Raw genomic sequence first — 18,305 nt, 5'->3', positions numbered from 1 at the left:
TACACAGCATGCATCGTCGGCAGCGTCAGTGTGTATCAGAGACAGCACTCATGCGGATCACCGTGCGGCCAGGCTGCCGTCGCTGTCACGAATCCCGCGCCGGGGCCCCCTCCCCTTGTCCCTCCCCTGGTGGTGCTCCCCTCGGAGGACCCGGAACCCCGAGCTTCCCGAGTACTCCACGCGACCGCTTCCCCTTCGCGCCGCGTCCCGCAAGAGATCTCCCCTCGGCTGCGGCGGCCAATCCTTGAGCGCTGTCACTCGAAAGAGCGATGTTGTGCGTGTGAACAGGTCTATCGAATAGAAGTTCGATAACGTAGCGCGCCTGAACGACCCGACCAGCTCGTCAGGGGGTGCGGCACATGATCCGGCGTATCGAGGTGACCGGAGCGGACGACATCCGGCTCGCCGTCTGGGATTTTGCCGCCGATTCCAAGCGGGCCGCCGATTCCGGACGGGACGCCGATTCCGGACGGAACGGCCTCCAGCGGGACACCGCGGGCAGCATGGAGACCGCTGTCCCCACCGACCCCTCCCGTCCCGGGGTCCTGTTACTCCACGGTCTGATGGGCCGCGCCTCCCACTGGGCCGGCACCGCCCGCCGCCCCATCTCGTGCAGGCAGTCGTCGTTTGCGACATGCGCGCCGCCGCCCTCGGGGAGGCCAGCCAGCGCGAGTGGGAATCCTGGTTCAGATCCTGGCCGCTGCCCTTCGCCAGCCTCGCCGAAGTCCGCAAGTGGTTCGGCGAGGACGACCCCTGGGTCGACCCCTCGCGCCCCACCCGGGGCGACTTCTACACCGAGATCATGGAAGAGCGCGGTGACGGCTGGCGCCCCGTCTTCGCCCGCCGCCACATGCTCCGCTCCCGCGCCCCCTGGATACTGGACGCGCACTGGGAAGAGCTCACCCAGGTCCGCTGCCCCACCCTCGTCGTCCGCGGTCTGGAGGGCGAACTGGGGCGCGCCGAGGCCCAGGAGATGGTCCGCGTCCTGCCCCGCGGCAGCTACGCCGAGATTCCCGACGCGGGCCACCTCGTCCCCTGGGACCAGCCCACCGCCTGGTACGAGGCGGTCGAGCGCTTCCTCGAAGAGTCCGTGATCCCCCGTCAGCGAACCGAAACGGGCTGACGGGAGGCAGCGGACAACAGGCGTCCTACTCCTACTCCTACTCCTCCTCCACCTGCTCCTCCGGCGGCGTGAAACTCACCGTCCGCAGGATCGCGACCGTCATGTCGCTGATCTCGCCCCAGTAGTCCACAGCTGCGGTGTCGAGCGTGAAGACGGCCGTGTACGGGCCGGTGGGGAACGGGACGAAGACCTGGATCTGGCCGGTGAGCAGCGAGGCGTCCTCGCCGGTGCCGGTCATCTCGCCGGGGATGGTGATCTCGCGCATGGAGACGGCGGAGACGGCGGGGCCGCAGGGGAGGTCCAGCCAGCGTGCGTCGTTGAGCGGGTCGCGGGTCATGATCTCGCGCAGTCCCAGCGCGGCCACCTCGACCGACGGATGGTCGGACTCGACAGCGGAGACGGTGAACGAGCAGTGGGCGATGCCGTCGTCGTCGATGCCGAACAGGCCCATCGCCGAGAAGGCCAGGCCTCCTTCGGTCATCAGCTCGGCGAGTCCCGCGTAGAAGAGCGCGGCCGGCGTCCACAGGTCGTCGTCGCCGTTGGGGAACAGCTCCCGTACGAAGTCGGCCGCGCCCGCGGCGCGCTCCTCCGCGGTGGCGGCGATCGGGAGGGGGTGGAAGCCGTCGGGGACGACGAACCACAGGGGAGGTATGTCCGGACCGTCGAGGGCGGTGGGGATGGAAGGGGTGATATCGGAAATGGTCATGGAGTCGCGTCGCTCACAGGTCGCCGGGTCGGGGTGGCGCGGGTGCGCCCGCGTCGTCCATCAGAATCGTGTGGGTTTCGAACAGGCCCTTGCCGAGCTTCGCCGGGACGCGTGCCTCGACCTGGACGATGCCGCTCGGGAGCACGGTGAAGACCGGTGCTTCCGCGTTCGCCGGCAGGCCGGCCAGGAAACGGGCGACGCGCTCGCGCTGCCCGTCGGTCAGCTGTTCGACGGTCAGGGTGCGGACCGTGCCGTTCAGGTGCTGGACGACCTTGGCGGCGTTGTCGGCCGAGCCGGCGGACATCCGGACCCAGGACCCGTCGGTGAAGGTGATCAGGAGATCGGCCTTCGTCTCGGCGTACTCACGGCGTTCCGCGTGCGCGATCCGCTCGCGCGGCGCCTCCCAGAGCACGTCCGCCGGACTGGTGACGGACGTGATGCCGAGGACGACCAGCCGGCGGTCCGTCACCACCGCGTCGGTGCGATAGCCCTTGGCCTGCCGGGCCGGGTCGAGCTGCCACGGCAGCGTACGGGCCGCCGTACCGGGCTCCGCCCACATGACGGGGAAGTCCTCGACCTCGTTCTCCGGGTCCTGCGGATCGCCGCGCAGGGCGACGTCGCCGAAGGGCGAGCCCGGCGCGCCGCCCGCGTTGGAGATGAGGTTGAGCAGCAGCGGGATACCCAGCCAGGCGGCGCGGCCGGCGCGCTGCGTCGCCTGATCGGTTGTGGTCCGCACGGTGAACTCCGGTCCCGGTGGCCAGCCGGCGGCCACGAGTTCGGGCTGGATGTCGTGGCGGCCGGTGTCCCGGTACCAGCGCGAGCCGGAGACGGGCGGGGCCATCCCGGTCGCGAAGCGCAGTGTGGTGCGGAACAGCGAGGCCTCGCCCGCGTCCGGATACCAGTCCATCGTCTCGCCGTCCTCAGTGCTCGTACTCGCTGATCAGTGTGCGGTGGCGGCCTGGTTGAACCGGTCGCCCGGGTGCAGTGCCTCACCGATGTGCTGCGGAATCGACCATAGCTTCGGCGCGATCTTGATTCCGGCGTCGATCCCGCGGCCGAGGCCGGACATCGGGTTGATCGCCCACTTGCCCTTGCTGATGAGGTCCAGGCCGCGGGTGCCGAGCCACTGGCCCTTGGCGATGTTCTGCTCGGCGACCAGGCCGAGCCGGCCCATCATGCCCTCGGCCTTGATCAGACCGCCGCTCTGGAGGCCCCATAGGCCGATCGTCTTGCCCTTGACGGTGAAGCTGAGGGCTCCGGCCACCCGGTCGCCGACGCCGACGATGTTGCGGCCGATCGTCGTCACCCCGCGGAAGCCTTCGCCGAGTTCGGCCGCGCGTCCGGCCGCCACGGCGCCGTCGGCGACCTTGACGCCCTTGGAGAACGCCCCGAGGCCGGGGACCGCGCCGAGCGCGTCCAGCCCGATGGACATCCAGCTGACATCCGCGCCGGCCGCCTTGGCGACCAGGTGCGCCACCAGGGCGAGGGCGCTGGTCGCCACCGCGGCGCCCGCGAAGATCGCGCCCAGCGGCTCGAACGGGGCCGTGATGATGGCGAGCATGCCGAGGATGCCGCTGAGGTCGCCGAGCAGGTCACCGATCATCTTGATCATGTCGGCGTGGTCCTGGACCCACTTGACCGTGTCGTTCCAGGCGCCTTCGACGCCGTTGACCATGCGGTGGAAGAGCCCCGGCTTGTCGGGCGCCATGTCGCCGGCCTTGTCGAGGTCGTGACTGACGGACTGGGCGGCGCGGGTGAAGCGGTTGTGGAGCTCGTCGGCCCGGTGCCGCACGCCTTGCAGGGCGGTGTCGGCGTCGGTGACGGCCTGGTGCTTCTTCTTGTTCTCGTCGGCGGCCGTGGGGCTGGGGGAGGCGCCCGGCTGGGGGTGCGGCGTCTCGGTGCCGCTCGGGGAGGCGGAGGGACCTGACCCCATGGCCCGCTTGGCGGTGTCGAGATGGTCCTGCTTGGTCGCGGCCTCGCGCTCCAGCGCGGCGGCCTCGTCCTGGAAGCCGCGCAGCTGCTCGGCCCAGCCGCCGATCGCGGTGGCGGCGCGGCCGAAGGAATCGTGCGCCTTCTTGATCAACGGGGTGACGTCATGGGATATGTGCGCGGTGAAGGCCTTGGCCGCCTCGCCTTTCCAGTAACCGCACTCGATCTGCTGCAATTCACTGACGGTCGTCGTCAACTCGGTCATCAGATCGCCCAGTTGACGGGACAGGGCGCGGGTCTGCTCGACGTCGCCGGGCGTCGGATCGAACCCGAGGTGGGGGAAACTGCGACTCACTGCGGGTCACTTGCCTTCCGGCTTGAGGGAGTTGGCGAGCTGGAGATCGGCGTCGTCGAAGGTCTTGCCGATCTGGTCGATCATCTGGACGGCGGTGTCGGCGTGCTCGCCGATCTGCTTGACGCCGTACTTCCACTCATCGGCGAAGTCGTGCACGTCGTCGATGAGCTTGGGTGCCCCGACGCCCTCGCCGTTGGCGTTGCCCATGGTCCGGCTGACTTGCTCCATACGATGCGCGATGGTGGAGAACGTCTTGCGCAGGTCCCCCATCACGGTTCCATTGATCTGCAGATCACCCATGGTTCATCCCGTTGGATTCGTTGAACGATTGACGGCCTGGAGCTCCCGGACGGTCACATCCGTGGTCTTGAAGAACGTGCCGGCCGGGAAAGGCTTATTGATTGTTCCGTCCGAGCCGCTCCAGCTGATCTTCCAAGTGATGGAGACCTTGAGTGGATACGGTGTCCCGTTCGTCATCCGCCGGTAGGTGACGCCGCACGACGGGTCACCCGCGGCGCCCGCCGGGTACGCGGTCCCGACGTTGCCCCTGGGGTCGATCGGGCACGCTCCCCTCAGGGTGACGGCGACGGTCGTCTGCCAGACGCCTTGTGCGTTCTTCTGCAGCTTGGTGTTGTAGAGCACGTAACTGTTCTTGGTCGGCGCGTTCCTGTCGATCTTGCCGGTGCCGAGGTTCTTGGCGAACCCCTTGCTCTCGTCGGCGCAGAAGGACAGCGTGGCCGTGTCGCTCTTGGGCACCTTGACGCGGGGTTTGTAGAACCGGCCGGAGCCCGTGATCGTCAGCCCGTTCGTCTTGAACCCCTGGACCCAGGTCTTGTCGGTGAGCAGCGCGTTCCCGGTGTCGTAGAAGGCGATCGACGCGGCGCCCGGGTCGGAGGCGAGAACGGCCGAGTGGATGCTCCGCAGGCGTTCCCTGCCGTCGTTCAGGATGGCGCTCTGGACGGGGTCGCCCGGGGTCCAGTTGTCGAACGCCATTGTGAAGCCCGCCGGGATCGTGATCACCGGACGCTGCACGCCGGGTGCGGTCGAACCGCCCGACGGGGCCGGCGCACTCGTGGCGGTCGGCACACCCGGGATCGTGTCGGACGACGCTTTGTCGCCGCTTCCGCCGCTTCCGCCGCAGGCGGCCAGCAGCAGAGCGGCAGCGGTGGCGGCGGCCAATGCGCCTGCCACGGAAGGCATGGTGCGGGTCACGATGGAACTCTCCCCGTGGATTTTCGGACACCGGTGATGGGTGCGACGTCGTGAGTGTGTCTGATGGTTCCCACCCCTATGCATGTGCCGGAAGGGGAGGGGGACCGCATCGGGGGCGCGAACCCCGACGCAATAGGCTGCCCCGTCGGGGCGACTCGACGATACGGATGCGCACACACGAGACGGGGGTGGCTGTCGATGCAGCCATTGGAACCGGAAGACCCGCAAAGCCTGGGGACATACCGCCTGTTGGGACGGCTTGGCGCCGGTGGCATGGGGCGGGTCTATCTCGCACGGTCACCGGGCGGCCGGACCGTCGCGGTGAAGGTGGTCCGGCCCGAACTGGCCGAGGACGCGCAGTTCCGGGCGCGGTTCCGGCACGAGGTCGAGATCGCGCGGGCGGTCTCCGGGGCCTACACGGCCCCCGTCGTCGACGCCGACACCGAGGGCCGGCTGCCGTGGCTGGCGACCGCGTACGTACTCGGCCCGCCGCTCAACGAGGTGATCGAGCAGCACGGCCCGCTGCCCGAGGCGTCCGTGCGCGCGCTGGGCGCCGGGCTGGCCGAGGCGCTTGTGGTGATCCACGGCGCGGGACTCGTGCACCGGGACCTGAAGCCGTCCAACGTGCTGCTGGCAGCGGACGGGCCACGCGTCATCGACTTCGGTATCGCGCGGGCCGTCGACGGCGACCGGATGACCAGTACGGGCGTGGTGGTCGGTTCGCCCGGTTTCATCCCGCCCGAGCAGGCGGTCGGCGAGGTGGCAGGGCCGGCCGGCGACGTCTTCTCGCTGGGCGTGGTGCTGGCCTACGCGGCCAGCGGCCAGCAGCCGTTCGGGGTCGGGACGGCGGCGTCGCTGCTCTACCAAGTGGTGCACGGCACCCCCAACCTGACCGAAATGGCCGCCTCGCTGCGACCGCTGGTGCTGGCCTGCCTGCAGAAGGACCCGGCGCAGCGGCCGACCCCGCAGCGGATCAGCCAGGCGCTGGCCCCGGACGGCGCCGCCTCCGTACTGCGCAACTGGCTGCCGGGCCCGGTCTCCTCGACCATCGCCCAGCACGCCTCGCGCATCCTCGACCTGGACACACCCGCCCACGGGACGGACGCGGCCACCGTGCCGCAGCGCACGCCCGGCGAAGCGGCGACGCACCGCACCCCGACCACTCTGGACGGGACGGTGCTGGAGCCGGCGTCCGGCCCCTCTGGTTCGCGTTCCCGCCGCGGGTTCCTCGCGCTGGGCGCGGGCGTCGCGGTCGTGGCGGCGGGCGGCGGGGCCGTCTGGGCGTTCAGCGGCGGGAAGGGCGGCGGGAAGGACCCGGTGGTCGGCCCGACCGGGACGGTGACGAGCAGCAACGCGCCCACACCGGATGCAGTGTTCACCACCCCGGCGAACGGTGCGAGCCCGAAGGCGCTGTGGCGCAAGCAGGCCAAGCCGCTGAGCCTGAAATACGGGGTACCGGCCGAGGTGTTCGGCAACCTCATGGTCGTCCTCGGCAACCCGTTGATCGCGCACGACATCGTCACCGGTGACCAGAAGTGGACCACCCCTGACGTCGCGGACCTTTCCCGTGCACTGGTGAGCGGCCACGGTCTGCTGTTCTTCAGGAGCCCGGAGGCCAACGGCGACTTCGTCGGCATCAACCCGGTCAACGGGCAAGAGGCGTGGCGCAGCCGCCTGGGCGGGCAGCTCACGGACCCGGTGCCGATCGCCGCCGACGACAAGCACGTCTACCTCATCGCCACCATCCAGGATCCCGCGGCCACCGACACCAGCAAGACCCGGACGGTGGTGGCCGCGGTCGACATCGGCACCCGGCAGATGGTGTGGCACCAGGAACGTGACCCCGGCGCCGGTGACTGGGACGTCGAGGCGACGACCGACGGCAGCTATCTGGTCTACGCCGACAACAACTACAACGTCACCGTGCGCGAGGTATCGCACGGCAATCAGGTGTGGACGAAGAAGGTGGGCGAGGACGCCGCCTACCGTCCGGTCCTGCACGGTGACAAGGTCATCATCGGCGGCAAGTCCATGCGCGGCTACGACCTGAAGAGCGGAACCGAGCGCTGGTCGGTGCCCGCACAGCACAAGAACGGCTTCAGCAACCCGCTCTCCGTCGCCGACGGGGTCGTGTACGGCACCGTGGTGCTCAAGGGCGTCTGGGCGGTCGACGCCAAGAGCGGGAATGTGCTCTGGCAACGCGAACTCGCCGACTCCTCCGCCCCGTTGCAGTTCGTACGGGCCGGGGACTCCGTCTACGGGGTGTCGTACTTCCAGACGGGAGGCATCTTCGCCTTCGACGCCAAGAGCGGCACGCCGCGCTGGATCTACCGGAACAGCGCGAATGAGGGCCTCACCGAGGACAAGGGCGACGCCGGCGTATGGACCCTGACCGCCGCGGGCAAGCGGCTGCTCGTGGTGCACGGCGATCAGCTCTACGCGCTTCCCGCCGTCTGATGGGTTTGTCCCACCACAGGCTCGCATCGCCTGTGGCGGGATGGCTCGGGCGTCCGTCAGGCCAGCGGCACCGTCACCGTGCGTGGTTCGCCGTCGCCCAGGTGCAGGAGGGCGCGGCCGGGGGTGACCTGGCCGCCGGCGCTGCTGCGGGCGAGGCGGACGCCGATCAGCTCGCCGCTCATCGTCTGCTGCGGTGAGAGCAGCGCGCCGCGGCGGGCCTTCTTGGCATCAACCTGCCAACCGGAGAAGCCGGAGCAGATGTCCTCCTCGCTGCCGGCCAGCACGAGCGCCCGGCGCAGGTCCGTGCCGCGCGCGATGATGTCGCGCAGTACTTCCTTGGCGTCGATGTCGCGCAGCAGCTCGGCGTCGTCGAGGAGGACGACGGCCGGGCTTTCGCCTGCCGCTTCCAGCGCGTTGGTCAGATCCTCGGCGGACAGCTCGCTCTCGGTGAAGACGCCGAGCACCCCTTCGGTGCCCGCGAGGTCGCGCAGCGGCGACGGCCGCGGTGCGACGACGATGACGCGTGTGCCCTGCTTGAGGTAGCTGCGGGCGAGCGACAACAGGACGGTGCTGCGGCCGGACTTGCCGGGGCCGCCGATGACGAACGCCGGCAGGCCGTCGGACAGGTCGGGGCCGTAACCCATGATCTCGTCGCCGCCGACGCCGACCAGTCCCCACAGGGGGGAGCGGGCGGCATCGGGGTCGCGCATCTCCCACGCGTCGGCGAAGGACAGCTGCGAGGGCAGCACGTCGACCTTGAACGGCCGCCGCGAGCGCGGCACGTCGGCGTCCCGTTCCAGGACGGCCGCCCCGATGGCGGTGATCGCGGCGCCCTGGCCCTGTCCCGACGCGTCCGGGTCGAGCAGCGCGACCTGCGTCTCGATGCCGGACTCGGCGCGGTAGGCGCGGCCGGGGGCTATCTCGTCCGGGACCTTGCGGGGGTTGACGCTGATGAGGGAGAAGTCGGAGCGGTCCGAGAGCCGGAACGCCATCTTGTCCTCGGTGAGGGTGGCGATCCGCCCCGCCATCAGCGTCCGGTCGCCGGTGATGATCACGTGGATGCCGACGCTCGCGCCCTCGCGGAGCATCGTGAACAGGTCGTCGGTCAGCGCCCCGTGGTCGAGTTCGCCCAGCGAGGGCAGCCAGCCCTCCCAGCGGTCGAGCAGGACGACGATGTGCGGGAGCTGGTCCTCCTCGGGGACACCGCCCCGCTGTTCTCCGATGTCCGCGTAGCCGTCGGCGGCCAGCACCTCTTGGCGGCGGGTCATTTCGGCCTTGAGGCGGCCGATCAGCCGGATCGCGCGCTCGGTCTGCGCGCGGCCGACGACCGCGCCGCAGTGCGGCAGCCGGGACAGCGCGTTGAGCGCGCCGTTCCCGCAGTCGATGCCGTAGATGTGCACGTCCCGGACGCTGTGCGTACGGGCCAGCGAGCCGGCGATGGTGCGCAGCAACTGGGAGCGTCCGGAGCGCGGGGCACCGGCGACCAGCAGATGGCCGAAGGTGCTGAAGTCGACGGCGACCGGGCGCCGGGCCTGGAGCGCCGGCAGGTCCTCGATGCCGTACGGGGCGGGCGGGAGCGCGCCCGTCGTGACCGGTACCGGCAGGTCGTCGAGGAGCAGCGTGTCGGGGAGCGCGGGCAGCCACGGGCTGTGCTGGGGCGGGATGCCGAGCCGTTCGTTGGCTTCGCAGACCGCCTCGACCAGCACCTTCAGGTCGGTGATCTCGTCCTCCTCGCCCTTGGCGCCTGCGGGGCGTCGCGGTACGGGGCGGCCGAGCTGCGACCACTCGACCAGGCCCACCCACGGGGAGGCGACCGTCGGATCCACGGCGCCGGGGCGCCGGCCGCCGACGCGTCCGGACTGGAACGGCACGAGCGAGGTCGCGCCGAGCCGGACGTAGGCCCGGCCGGGCGTGGACTTGGAGATGGTGCCGGCGTCCGGGGCGTCGATGACGTCGGACGATTCGCTGGCGTCGGTGACGCGCAGCGCGATGCGGAGGTTGGTGTTGGCGCGGATCTCGGGGGAGACGACGCCCGAGGGGCGCTGGGTGGCGAGGATGAGGTGGATGCCGAGCGAACGGCCTCGCTGGGCGATGTTGACCAGGCCGGTGACGAAGTCGGGCAGCTCACGGACCATCGAGGCGAACTCGTCGATGACGATGAGCAGCCGCGGCATCGGCTTGAGGCCGGGCTGCCGCTTCATCAGGTCCGTGTAGTCCTCGATGTCCTTGGCCCCGGCTTCGGCCAGGATGTGTTCGCGGCGCTTGAGTTCGGCGCCGAGCGATTCCAGGGCGCGCTCCACGAGGTGCGCGTCGAGGTCGGTCACCATGCCGACGGTGTGCGGGAGTTGCACACAGTCCTTGAACGCCGAGCCGCCCTTGTAGTCGATGAGGACGAACGTCATCGCTTCCGGGGTGTTCGCGACGGCGAGCGACGCGACGATGGTCTGCAGCAGTTCGGACTTGCCGGAACCGGTGGTGCCGGCGATGAGCCCGTGCGGACCGTCCTTGCGGATGTCGATCGCGAACGGCCCGTCGTAGGACTCCCCGACCACCGCCTGCGTCGAGATCGGGCTCAGCCGCCAGCGCGCGGCGATCGCGTCACCGGTCGGCGGTTCCAGCTCCAGGACGTCCAGCAAACGGCTGGAGCCGGGGATCGCCGAGTCCTCCGCGTCGCCGCTGATGTCGCGGATGGGCGACAGGCAGCGGGCGAGCCGCGCGCACCAGGCGGGCGACACCAGGTCGGGGCGGACCTTGCGGAGCCGCGCGGCTCCGCTCTGGTCGACGCGCAGCCGGAACGAGCCTGCGGCGGGCTCCACGGCGGTGGCCGTGGCCGCCTGGCCGCCTTCGTACCAGGCGTTGAGCGACGGGAAGCCGCCCTGCTGGACCGCGGGCTGTCCGGCCGGTTGTCCGCCGGGGGCCGCGGGGAGGGCGTGCGCCTGGCCGGGCGCGCCCGGCGCGGGTGTCTCGAACTCCGCGATCACCACCGCCTGGCATTCACCCGGCAGGAAACGCTCCTCCGAGTCGAGGCACAGCGCGTATATCCCGACCGACGGGCCCTCACGCAGCAACGCCACAACACCCGGCAGCGACCGCAGCCGCCGCGACCCGTCTAGGACCACCACGATGTCCGGGTCCTTGAAGAACGCGGCATGGTTGGAGGCGCTGCCCGCCTTCTGCTTGGCCTTCTGCCGGCCGTCGAGTATCGAGGTCAGTTCGGCGATACGCGCCGCCACCGTCTCGGCGTCCGTACCGAGCAGCGCGCTCGCGTCCTGGCCGTCGGTCGGCCGTGCGTGCGGCAGCCACCGCACCCAGTCCCAGCTCTCCTGCCCCGAGGAGTCGGTCAGTACGTAGAACTGCACGTCCATGGGGCTGTGCAGCGTCGCGGCCTGCGCCACCGCCCACCGGCCCATCGCCCGCGCGCTGTCCCCGGGCGCCGCGAAGCCGACCACGCCGAGCCTGCGCAGTTCCACCGTGACCGGCGCGTCGTCGATCTCCCAGGCGACCTGCCGGCGGTGCTCGTCCTGCTCGGGATCGTCCAGCACGACCTCCGACGGCAGCTTCGCCGTACCGACGCGCAGCAGCAGGTGATCGGCGTCACCGCGGCGCCGCTCCCACAGCCGGGTGCGCGGCCCGGTCGCGGTGTTGAGCACGGTCGCCGGGTCGGGTGACGCGGCGGCGCGGTCCTGCCGGTCGGCCAGGAGGGCCTCCTGCGCGTCCTTCTCGACACGCTCCTTGTGAGCGCGGTATTCCGAGACCGTCTTCGTGTGCGACTTGCGGCCGTTCTTCTTGTCCATGAAATGGTTGGCGACCATCACCACCGGGCTGACCACCGCCATCAGCAGGTACAGCATCCGGTGCATCATGAACGCCATCGCCACGGCCATCACCAGCGGCATCAGCGCCATCAGCCACGGCAGCGGCCGCGACTGCAGGTCGCCGGGGGGCGACGGCAGGCGGAAGAGTGTGGTGCGCTCCGGCGGCGTCATGCGCGGCGGGCGGTTGTAGTCGAGGGTGCTGCCGTCGTCGCCGGGGTGCAGGGCGGCATTCGGCGGGATGTACGGGCCCAGCTCCAGCAGCGAGTTGCCGAGCGCGATCTGTTCGCCCAACGGCCAGTCCCGGGTGGCTCCGTCGATCGTGACCTGGCACGTGCCGCCCATGCCGACGGCGAGCACGGCCGCGCGCTCCGCCAGTTCCGAATCCTCGATCCGGATCCGGGCCGACGTCCCGCGCCCGATCTCCACGCGGCCGATCCCCAGCCGGTGCACCGCCCCCGCGTCCGGCCCGCCCGCCACCCGCAGTTCGACCACGCCGGCCGGCTCACCCGGCAGGCAGCCCGCCGGGTCGTACAGGCTCACGACCGCGCCCTCGCGCAGCGGAGACTCCACCACGGTCCGCGACGGGTCCACCGCGTACCCGTCCACATACAGCGCGGGCGATCCCGGCTGCCGGGCCGCCCCGCCGTTGATCGAAATGATCGCCGCGCCATCCCCGCCGACCTGCCGGTCCAGCTCCCGCGCGATGTCGGCCACGGTCGACGCCGCGTCGGCGTCGAGCACAACATCCGCCCGGTTCCCGCCGAGCGGATCCACCACGGTCAGTGTCAGTCGCACGATCGTCCTCCGGAGGGTCCGACTAGGTCATACGGACGATATCCGCCCCACGAGTCCAGGGAACAGCCGCGCCGGGGGTGCGAGGGCGTTACGACGCTGGTAGGGCGGGCGGACGGCCGGTTCACAGAAAGTTATCCACAGGCGAACCCCGCTCCGGTGCGCTGCTCGTCAGCCACATCGAGCGCTGCGCAGCCGATGAGCCGGTTCGGTAGCGGCCCGGGGTCGTTCCGATGATGTTGGTGAACGCTGTGATGAAGCTGCTGGGGTTGGCCCAGCCGCAGGCGTAGGTGGTTTGGATGGTGTCGTGGCCGTCGGCGAGGAGCACGAGCGCGTGGTGGATGCGTAGCTGCGTGCGCCACTCATAGAAGGTCATGCCGAGTTCGTTGCGGAGCAGTCGGCTGAGGGTGCGGGTGCTGGCTCCGATGGTCTTCCCGAGTTCGGCCAGCGTGGCGTTGTCCGCCGGATTCTCGTACAGCATCAGGGCAATGGCTTGCAGTCGGTCGTCCCGTGGGTCCGGCAGGTGCAGTGGCTGTTCGGGTGCTTCGCGGAGTTCATCGACGAGGACCCGAAGGAGACGGGAGCGCGCGGAGCGGCTGTAGGCAGGCGCGGCGCCGTCGTAGTTGCGGGGGCCGGTCAGGGCGAGCAGGACCTCGCGGGCGAGGTCGGAGGCCAGGAATACGGCGGGATGGTCCGGTATGAGCCGGGCGAGGGGTGGCGCGAGAAGGACGATCCGCATATCGGTGTCGCCGTGGGCGCGGTGTTGGTGCGTGAACTCGGCCGGGGTCCAGGCGACCCGGTTGGCGGGAACGATCGACGTGCCGCGCTCGGTGTGAACTGCCAGGACGCCGCTGGCCGCGTACACCAGGTGTCCCCGTGCGTGCGACTGCACCGCGCTCGTTTCGCCGGATGGCCACAGGTGGCGCCCGCCGGACGGCCACATATGTGACGTCACACCGGCGCTCCGGCGAGGTTGGCGGGGAACAGGCATCAGTTGGCAGCCTATCGGTAGCAAGCCAAACCTTGATCCGGTGAGACTGCCTCCATGCGGAGCGGACTTCAGTTGAGGCGGCGTGCCTCGATGCCGCGGCTTGACGGAGAAGGAGAAACACATGGCGACGTTCGTCCTCGTGCCCGGCGCTTGGAAAGGCTCCTGGTCGTTCGAGACGGTGGTTCCGCTGCTGGAGCGTGCCGGTCATGCCGTTCACGCCCTGACCCTGACCGGTCTGCGGCCGGACGATGACAACGCGACAGTCGCGAGCGCCAACCTCGACACACACGCCGACGACGTATTGCGGCTCCTCGATCGCGCCCACATCACCAGCGCGACGCTGGTCGGCCACAGCTACGCCGGCATGGTGATCGCCGCCGCCGCCGATCGCGCTGACGGCCGGATCTCACGACTGGTGCATCTCGACGCCTACGTACCGCGCGATGGCGAGTCGTGCTGGTCGTCAACGAACGAGCACTTCCGGGAAGTGTTCGCTGCCGGCGCCGCGGCCAACGGCTACGCCGTCCGACCGCCGGACGGCGGCGATCCCCGCCGACGTCCCCACCCCCTCGCCTCGTTCCTGCAAACGATCCGGCTCACAGGCACGCGCGCCCACGTCCCCCGTCGGGAGTTCATCTACTGCTCGGGATGGGAGGACCGGACGCCATTCACTGCACTCCGCACCCGGCTCCAAGCCGATCCCGAATGGCAGGTCCACGACCTCCCAACCGGCCACGACGCCATGCATGAGGCCCCGGAGGCGGTCGCCGCACTACTGCTCGGCGAAGGGCCGACCGGCGGCAGAAGCTGATCGACATCGTCGGTTTGGCGGGCGTCCAGGTTTGCGCTCCGGGGTCACCTCAGGTGATCGAATTCCCCGGCTTTGGCGCTCAGGATGAACGCCGCGAGCTGTGCGGGCGTGGTCGTGACGATCACGCCCGGGTCGTCGCTCTCGCGGAGGCGGATCGTTCCGTCAGCGGCGGATGCGACGTGGACGCAGTTCACCTGGTTCTCACTGAATGTGGACTTCTGCCAGCTGAGCTGAGACATGGCTGCCTCTCCTAGAGGGTGTAGAGGAGGTGCTGGATAAGACCGAGGGAATCGCGTGACGAGTCGTGAGCTGCTGGGGTGACCCGGGCGTCCACGGAGGGCAGCGCTACTGAGCCGAGCCGGGCGAACTGGGATCGGTACTTGGTGACAGCCTCCACTTCGTGGAGGTACAGAGACTGCGCGGGATGCTCCATGAGCACGGTTTCGAGCGTTGAGCCATGCGAGCTGATGATGAAGAACGGTGTGCTGAGAGTTGATACGCCCTCGGCGGCGAAGGGGACGATCTGGATCGTGACATGGGGGAGATCGGCCAGCTCGATCAGCCTGAGGAGCTGGCGTCTCATCGTCGACGGACCGCCGATCCGCATATGGAGTGCGGCCTCGTGGATGATGGCGTGAACTTGGGGCGGGCGCTCGCCCTTGAGGATCTCCTGGCGCTCCATGCGGAAGGTGACCGCGTGCTCGTTCAGCTGCGTGCCGGTGGCAGCCGCGTCCGACTCGAAAATTGAGCGGGTGTAGTCCTCGATCTGGAACAGGCCCGGGATGAACAGGGATTCATAGCTGCTGAGGGCGTTGGACGCAGCTTCCAGCTCGGCCATGTCCAGTGCCAGAGGGTGCATGGTGCGGCGGTAGTCGCTCCACCACCCTTTTCCGGAGTCCTCGGAGAGGCTCACCAGGGCTTCCGTGTAGGGCTCATCCGTGCAGCCGTACGTTCGGCACAGGGCAAGCAACCGATCGGTTGGGATCGCGGTCCGCGCGGCTTCCACGTGACTGAGGTGGGTGCGCCCCATCCCGATCGCATCGCCGGCTTCACTGATGGACATCCCCACGCCCTCGCGGAGCTTGCGCAGTTCCGCGCCAAGGCGCCGCTGCCGTTCGGTAGCGCTCGTTCGCAGTGCCAAGAGGGTTCCTTCCAGGCGGTTTTCGCTCACAGTGTGCCGTCCTCACGCACTGCGGTCCACTGAATCCGGAGATCGGGTTGCACGCGTGATGAGCATGGCTCTACCGTGAGTGTTGCTTCGCTCACGCAGTGAGACGTCTGGCAAGCCGGAAGCGCACCGCCATACCCATGCCCCCTGCCCTGGCAGCGGCATGGCCCGATGGCGGGATGGCCACCGCACGGGCGGCGTCACGCGTGAACCTCGACCCCAACCCCCCTCAACGCGCTACCCGCTGGAGGCAAACGTGCTGGCACTCTCTCCGATCGTTGCTCCCGATCCCGACGCCTGGGAATACAGCGTTGAGGTCCCACACGATCCGCGTGGTGCGGGCGTGGCCCGCGCGACTGTCCGGGCCGTGCTGGATGCCCATGAGCTGCCGGAACTGACCGATCGCGCACAGTTGTTGAGCAGCGAGATGGTGACCAACGCGTACTTGTATTCGGACGGTGAGGCGCGGCTGCGGTTGAAGTGGTGCTGGGGGGTGCTGCGGCTGGCCGTGTGGGACACCAGTCCCCGGCCGCCCCGCCTGCGGTGCGCGGCGGAGGACGCCGAGTACGGGCGGGGGCTGTATCTGCTGGAGGTCTGTGCGGATCGGTGGGGGCACTACCCCATCGCGACGAGTCTGTTCGGCACCCGGAGCAAGGTGATCTGGTGTGAGCTGGCCAAGTGACCGCTCGCGGGGCTCGATGCCCCGGACTTCTGATCTGCAGCGGGGAGCGGGGCGGCACGGAGTTATCCACAGGCGGCCCGGGGGTGACACCGGGACGGGTCATCATCAGTTCATGACCACGAACCGCATCGCATCCCGTGCCTCGTCCCGGAGCATCCCCCGCGACGCGCACGCCCTCACCCACCTCCGCCAGGTCGGCGTCGCGACCGTCCGCCAACTGCGAGCGCTCGGCGTAGGGGCCGGCACGCTCACCCACCGGTGCCGTCCCGGCGGCCCGTGGCAGCGGGTGCTTCCGCGCACGTACCTCTTCCACAACGGCCCACCGACCGCGCGACAACGGACCAGAGCGGCGCTCCTGTACGCGGGGGAGGGGGCGATGCTCACCGGGCCTGAGGCGTTACGGCTCTTCGGGCTGCGCTACGTCCCTCCCCTGCCGGGGACGCATGTGCTCGTGCCCTACCACCGGTACACCGGCAGCCGGGACTTCGTCACCGTGCTGCGCGCCCGTCATGTACCCCGCCCCCGCAACGTCGCCGGCTTCCCCACCGCGCCGCTGCCGCGGGCGCTGGTGGACACCACCCGCCTTGGAGCCGACCTCCAACAGGTCCGGGCGGCCTGCGCCGAGGCCGTCCAGCGCGGCCGCTGTTCCGTCGAAGCACTCACCGAGGAAATCCTCGGCAGTCCGGCCCGGGGCATCGCCCCGATCCGCGCCGTCATACAGGAGCTGCTCGCCGGAGTCCGCTCCGTCTCCGAGGCCCAGGCCCGCGATGTGCTGCGCACCGGCGGTCTGCCGGAACCCCTCTGGAACGCCACCCTGCTGCTCGCCGACGGCACGTTCCTCGCCACCCCCGACGGCTACTGGCCGGACACTGGCGTCGTCCTGGAGATCGACTCCCGCGAGTACCACCTCAGCCCGGCCGACTGACACCGCACCATGAACCGCCGCAACCACCTGTCCTCCCACGGCCTGCACCCCCTGGCCTTCACCCCCGCCCAACTCCGCCACAGACCGGACGACGTGATCCGCCACATCGCCCAGGCCTTGACGACGTACGCGGGCCGCGCACCGACGCACATCCGGGCGGTACCGATCGGGTAGGCCGGAGCTGTCACTTCTTCACTTGACGGGATCCTGGGCTATAGCTCAATTCGCTCATCATGGCCCGGGCGGGTATGGACGACGAGATCTCCGAGTGGATGGGACGGCATGGCTGCCAGTTCCGGATGTTCCGCTGCGATGTCGTGGGGAATGATCAAGATATCGGGAACGGGGCGGATTGGTGTCTTATCGCCGGTCACCACGGCATCCCAATTGACCTCTTCCGAGGCGCCGATCGTGTCGGCGATCCATCCGAGCGAATGAGTGAGGTTGCCTCCCACCTCGGCGTAGAGGACCCGCACAGTGTTCGCCAGCTCCGCTGCCGTGAGACCGTCCAGTCCGAACTCGTGGACCACGATGTTGGACTTGACACGACGCACCCGACAGATCACGTCGGTTGCCCCAGTGATCCAGAACTGAAAGGTCAGCTCGGTCGAATCGTCGAGTACCGCGTGACGCAGAAGATCGGCGCGTTGCACGACGACCTGGTTGCCCAACGTGTCCCAGTCGTCGCTGATTTCGGTGATGACTCCAGATTCCGGGTTGGCCAGGAGAAGGCCATGCTTCTCCAGTTCCGCGAGCCGGGCGACGACACGTGGCGCCGACCAGTCCGTCTCGTACCAGTAGATGAATCCATCTGACATGTTTATCGCTACCTCTTGAAGGTCTTCACATTCTCGGGGCCAAGGATCTTCTTCGCCAGGTTGATCGCAGTATCGGGAGTGCCCTCCTCGAAGTATGCCTGCGCGTTCTTTCCGGCCTGGTTGGCTGCCCATTTCAGAATATTCAGTTTCTGGCCAAGGCTCGCCAACTTCTTCGCCTTCGCGGGCCCGCCGACGGCGATGTATGAACCGTCTTCTCCGATGACATCAACATCCGTGGTACCAACGTTCGGCTGCTTAATCAGCAGTCCAGGCTTGCCGGGCTCACCGGAGGGAATCGTCCCCTTCGTCAGCTCTGCGACCTTGCGTTCGCGGCTCGCCCCGACATCATCGGAAGACTCGCCTTCGCGGAGCACCCACTGATCGTCTGCTGACTCCCTCTCTGTCAGCCTTGGGTGAGACGTCCCGCTTCGGTGGGTTAGCCTGAGAGGGCACCGACAGGAGAACCACACCCTCATGACCAGCACCAAGCCCGCTGGATCCGATCCGGCCCCCAGGCCGAA

The 18,305-nt window shown here is 69.4% G+C and carries 15 protein-coding genes and 2 pseudogenes; 6 read left to right on the top strand and 11 right to left on the bottom strand.

The genetic code is table 11. The annotated features are described in order from the left end of the window. The first annotated feature begins 359 nt into the window (after positions 1-359). Positions 360-1,123 (top strand): annotated as a pseudogene (locus tag QMK24_RS37940) (alpha/beta fold hydrolase). 37 nt (positions 1,124-1,160) lie between these two features. Here QMK24_RS37940 and QMK24_RS37935 read toward each other — a convergent pair. The 5 genes from QMK24_RS37935 to QMK24_RS37915 are packed head-to-tail and all read right to left on the bottom strand — an operon-like array spanning position 1,161 to position 5,304. Beyond that, complete coding sequence (locus QMK24_RS37935) at positions 1,161-1,829, bottom strand: hypothetical protein (protein ID WP_283471448.1); 669 nt, start codon at positions 1,827-1,829, stop codon at positions 1,161-1,163. A 13-nt stretch (positions 1,830-1,842) separates the two neighbouring features. After that, the gene (locus tag QMK24_RS37930; protein WP_283471447.1) at positions 1,843-2,736 is read right to left on the bottom strand and encodes a hypothetical protein; all 894 of its coding nucleotides are present in this window, start codon (positions 2,734-2,736) and stop codon (positions 1,843-1,845) included. A 33-nt stretch (positions 2,737-2,769) separates the two neighbouring features. Continuing rightward, on the bottom strand, positions 2,770-4,113 hold the full coding sequence (locus QMK24_RS37925; protein WP_283471446.1) for a putative T7SS-secreted protein: 1,344 nt from the start codon (positions 4,111-4,113) through the stop codon (positions 2,770-2,772). A 6-nt stretch (positions 4,114-4,119) separates the two neighbouring features. Then, complete coding sequence (locus QMK24_RS37920) at positions 4,120-4,413, bottom strand: hypothetical protein (protein WP_283471445.1); 294 nt, start codon at positions 4,411-4,413, stop codon at positions 4,120-4,122. 3 nt (positions 4,414-4,416) lie between these two features. Further along, entirely contained in the window at positions 4,417-5,304 is an 888-nt protein-coding gene (locus QMK24_RS37915) for a hypothetical protein (protein ID WP_283471444.1), read from the bottom strand. A 270-nt stretch (positions 5,305-5,574) separates the two neighbouring features. Between QMK24_RS37915 and QMK24_RS37910 the strand changes: the two genes are divergently transcribed. Further along, complete coding sequence (locus QMK24_RS37910; protein WP_349307934.1) at positions 5,575-7,782, top strand: serine/threonine-protein kinase; 2,208 nt, start codon at positions 5,575-5,577, stop codon at positions 7,780-7,782. A 56-nt stretch (positions 7,783-7,838) separates the two neighbouring features. On the opposite strand, the gene QMK24_RS37905 is transcribed toward QMK24_RS37910, so the two are convergent. Continuing rightward, a complete protein-coding gene (locus tag QMK24_RS37905) occupies positions 7,839-12,392 on the bottom strand; it encodes an FtsK/SpoIIIE domain-containing protein (protein WP_283471441.1) in 4,554 nt (1,517 codons plus the stop codon). A 121-nt stretch (positions 12,393-12,513) separates the two neighbouring features. Continuing rightward, positions 12,514-13,281: an AraC family transcriptional regulator gene (locus QMK24_RS37900; protein ID WP_283471440.1), complete on the bottom strand. Its 768-nt coding sequence runs from the start codon at positions 13,279-13,281 to the stop codon at positions 12,514-12,516. A gap of 220 nt (positions 13,282-13,501) precedes the next feature. On the opposite strand from QMK24_RS37900, the gene QMK24_RS37895 reads away from it, so the two are divergent. Further along, the gene (locus tag QMK24_RS37895; protein ID WP_283471439.1) at positions 13,502-14,191 is read left to right on the top strand and encodes an alpha/beta fold hydrolase; all 690 of its coding nucleotides are present in this window, start codon (positions 13,502-13,504) and stop codon (positions 14,189-14,191) included. 44 nt (positions 14,192-14,235) lie between these two features. On the opposite strand, the gene QMK24_RS37890 is transcribed toward QMK24_RS37895, so the two are convergent. Both QMK24_RS37890 and QMK24_RS37885 read right to left on the bottom strand, forming a co-directional pair. Continuing rightward, entirely contained in the window at positions 14,236-14,430 is a 195-nt protein-coding gene (locus tag QMK24_RS37890; protein WP_283471438.1) for a DUF397 domain-containing protein, read from the bottom strand. Between the two features lie 11 nt (positions 14,431-14,441). After that, positions 14,442-15,332, bottom strand: coding sequence for a helix-turn-helix domain-containing protein (locus tag QMK24_RS37885; RefSeq protein ID WP_283471437.1), 891 nt, complete (start codon positions 15,330-15,332; stop codon positions 14,442-14,444). Positions 15,333-15,702: 370 nt separating this feature from the next. On the opposite strand from QMK24_RS37885, the gene QMK24_RS37880 reads away from it, so the two are divergent. From QMK24_RS37880 to QMK24_RS37870, 3 genes are all read left to right on the top strand, one after another. Further along, positions 15,703-16,041, top strand: coding sequence for an ATP-binding protein (locus QMK24_RS37880; protein WP_283471436.1), 339 nt, complete (start codon positions 15,703-15,705; stop codon positions 16,039-16,041). A gap of 112 nt (positions 16,042-16,153) precedes the next feature. Next, a complete protein-coding gene (locus tag QMK24_RS37875; protein ID WP_283471435.1) occupies positions 16,154-16,966 on the top strand; it encodes a hypothetical protein in 813 nt (270 codons plus the stop codon). A gap of 9 nt (positions 16,967-16,975) precedes the next feature. Continuing rightward, complete coding sequence (locus tag QMK24_RS37870; protein ID WP_283471434.1) at positions 16,976-17,140, top strand: hypothetical protein; 165 nt, start codon at positions 16,976-16,978, stop codon at positions 17,138-17,140. A 38-nt stretch (positions 17,141-17,178) separates the two neighbouring features. Here QMK24_RS37870 and QMK24_RS37865 read toward each other — a convergent pair whose 3' ends face one another. Further along, the gene (locus tag QMK24_RS37865) at positions 17,179-17,784 is read right to left on the bottom strand and encodes a hypothetical protein (protein WP_283471433.1); all 606 of its coding nucleotides are present in this window, start codon (positions 17,782-17,784) and stop codon (positions 17,179-17,181) included. An 8-nt stretch (positions 17,785-17,792) separates the two neighbouring features. Beyond that, positions 17,793-18,305: pseudogene (locus QMK24_RS37860) on the bottom strand (hypothetical protein); the annotation flags it as partial.

The sequence above is a fragment of the Streptomyces sp. PH10-H1 genome (assembly GCF_030063355.1).
In the GTDB taxonomy this organism is placed as follows: Bacteria; Actinomycetota; Actinomycetes; order Streptomycetales; family Streptomycetaceae; genus Actinacidiphila.
This window is presented reverse-complemented; position numbering and strand designations above follow the sequence as displayed.

Bases quoted from the DNA above. Each gene is read 5' to 3' on its own strand.
- QMK24_RS37930 (WP_283471447.1), bottom strand. From the start codon at position 2,736: ATGGACTGGTATCCGGACGCGGGCGAGGCCTCGCTGTTCCGCACCACA.
- QMK24_RS37935 (WP_283471448.1), bottom strand. From the start codon at position 1,829: ATGACCATTTCCGATATCACCCCTTCCATCCCCACCGCCCTCGACGGT.
- QMK24_RS37875 (WP_283471435.1), top strand. From the start codon at position 16,154: ATGACCACGAACCGCATCGCATCCCGTGCCTCGTCCCGGAGCATCCCC.
- QMK24_RS37895 (WP_283471439.1), top strand. From the start codon at position 13,502: ATGGCGACGTTCGTCCTCGTGCCCGGCGCTTGGAAAGGCTCCTGGTCG.
- QMK24_RS37890 (WP_283471438.1), bottom strand. From the start codon at position 14,430: ATGTCTCAGCTCAGCTGGCAGAAGTCCACATTCAGTGAGAACCAGGTG.
- QMK24_RS37870 (WP_283471434.1), top strand. From the start codon at position 16,976: ATGAACCGCCGCAACCACCTGTCCTCCCACGGCCTGCACCCCCTGGCC.
- QMK24_RS37920 (WP_283471445.1), bottom strand. From the start codon at position 4,413: ATGGGTGATCTGCAGATCAATGGAACCGTGATGGGGGACCTGCGCAAG.
- QMK24_RS37865 (WP_283471433.1), bottom strand. From the start codon at position 17,784: ATGTCAGATGGATTCATCTACTGGTACGAGACGGACTGGTCGGCGCCA.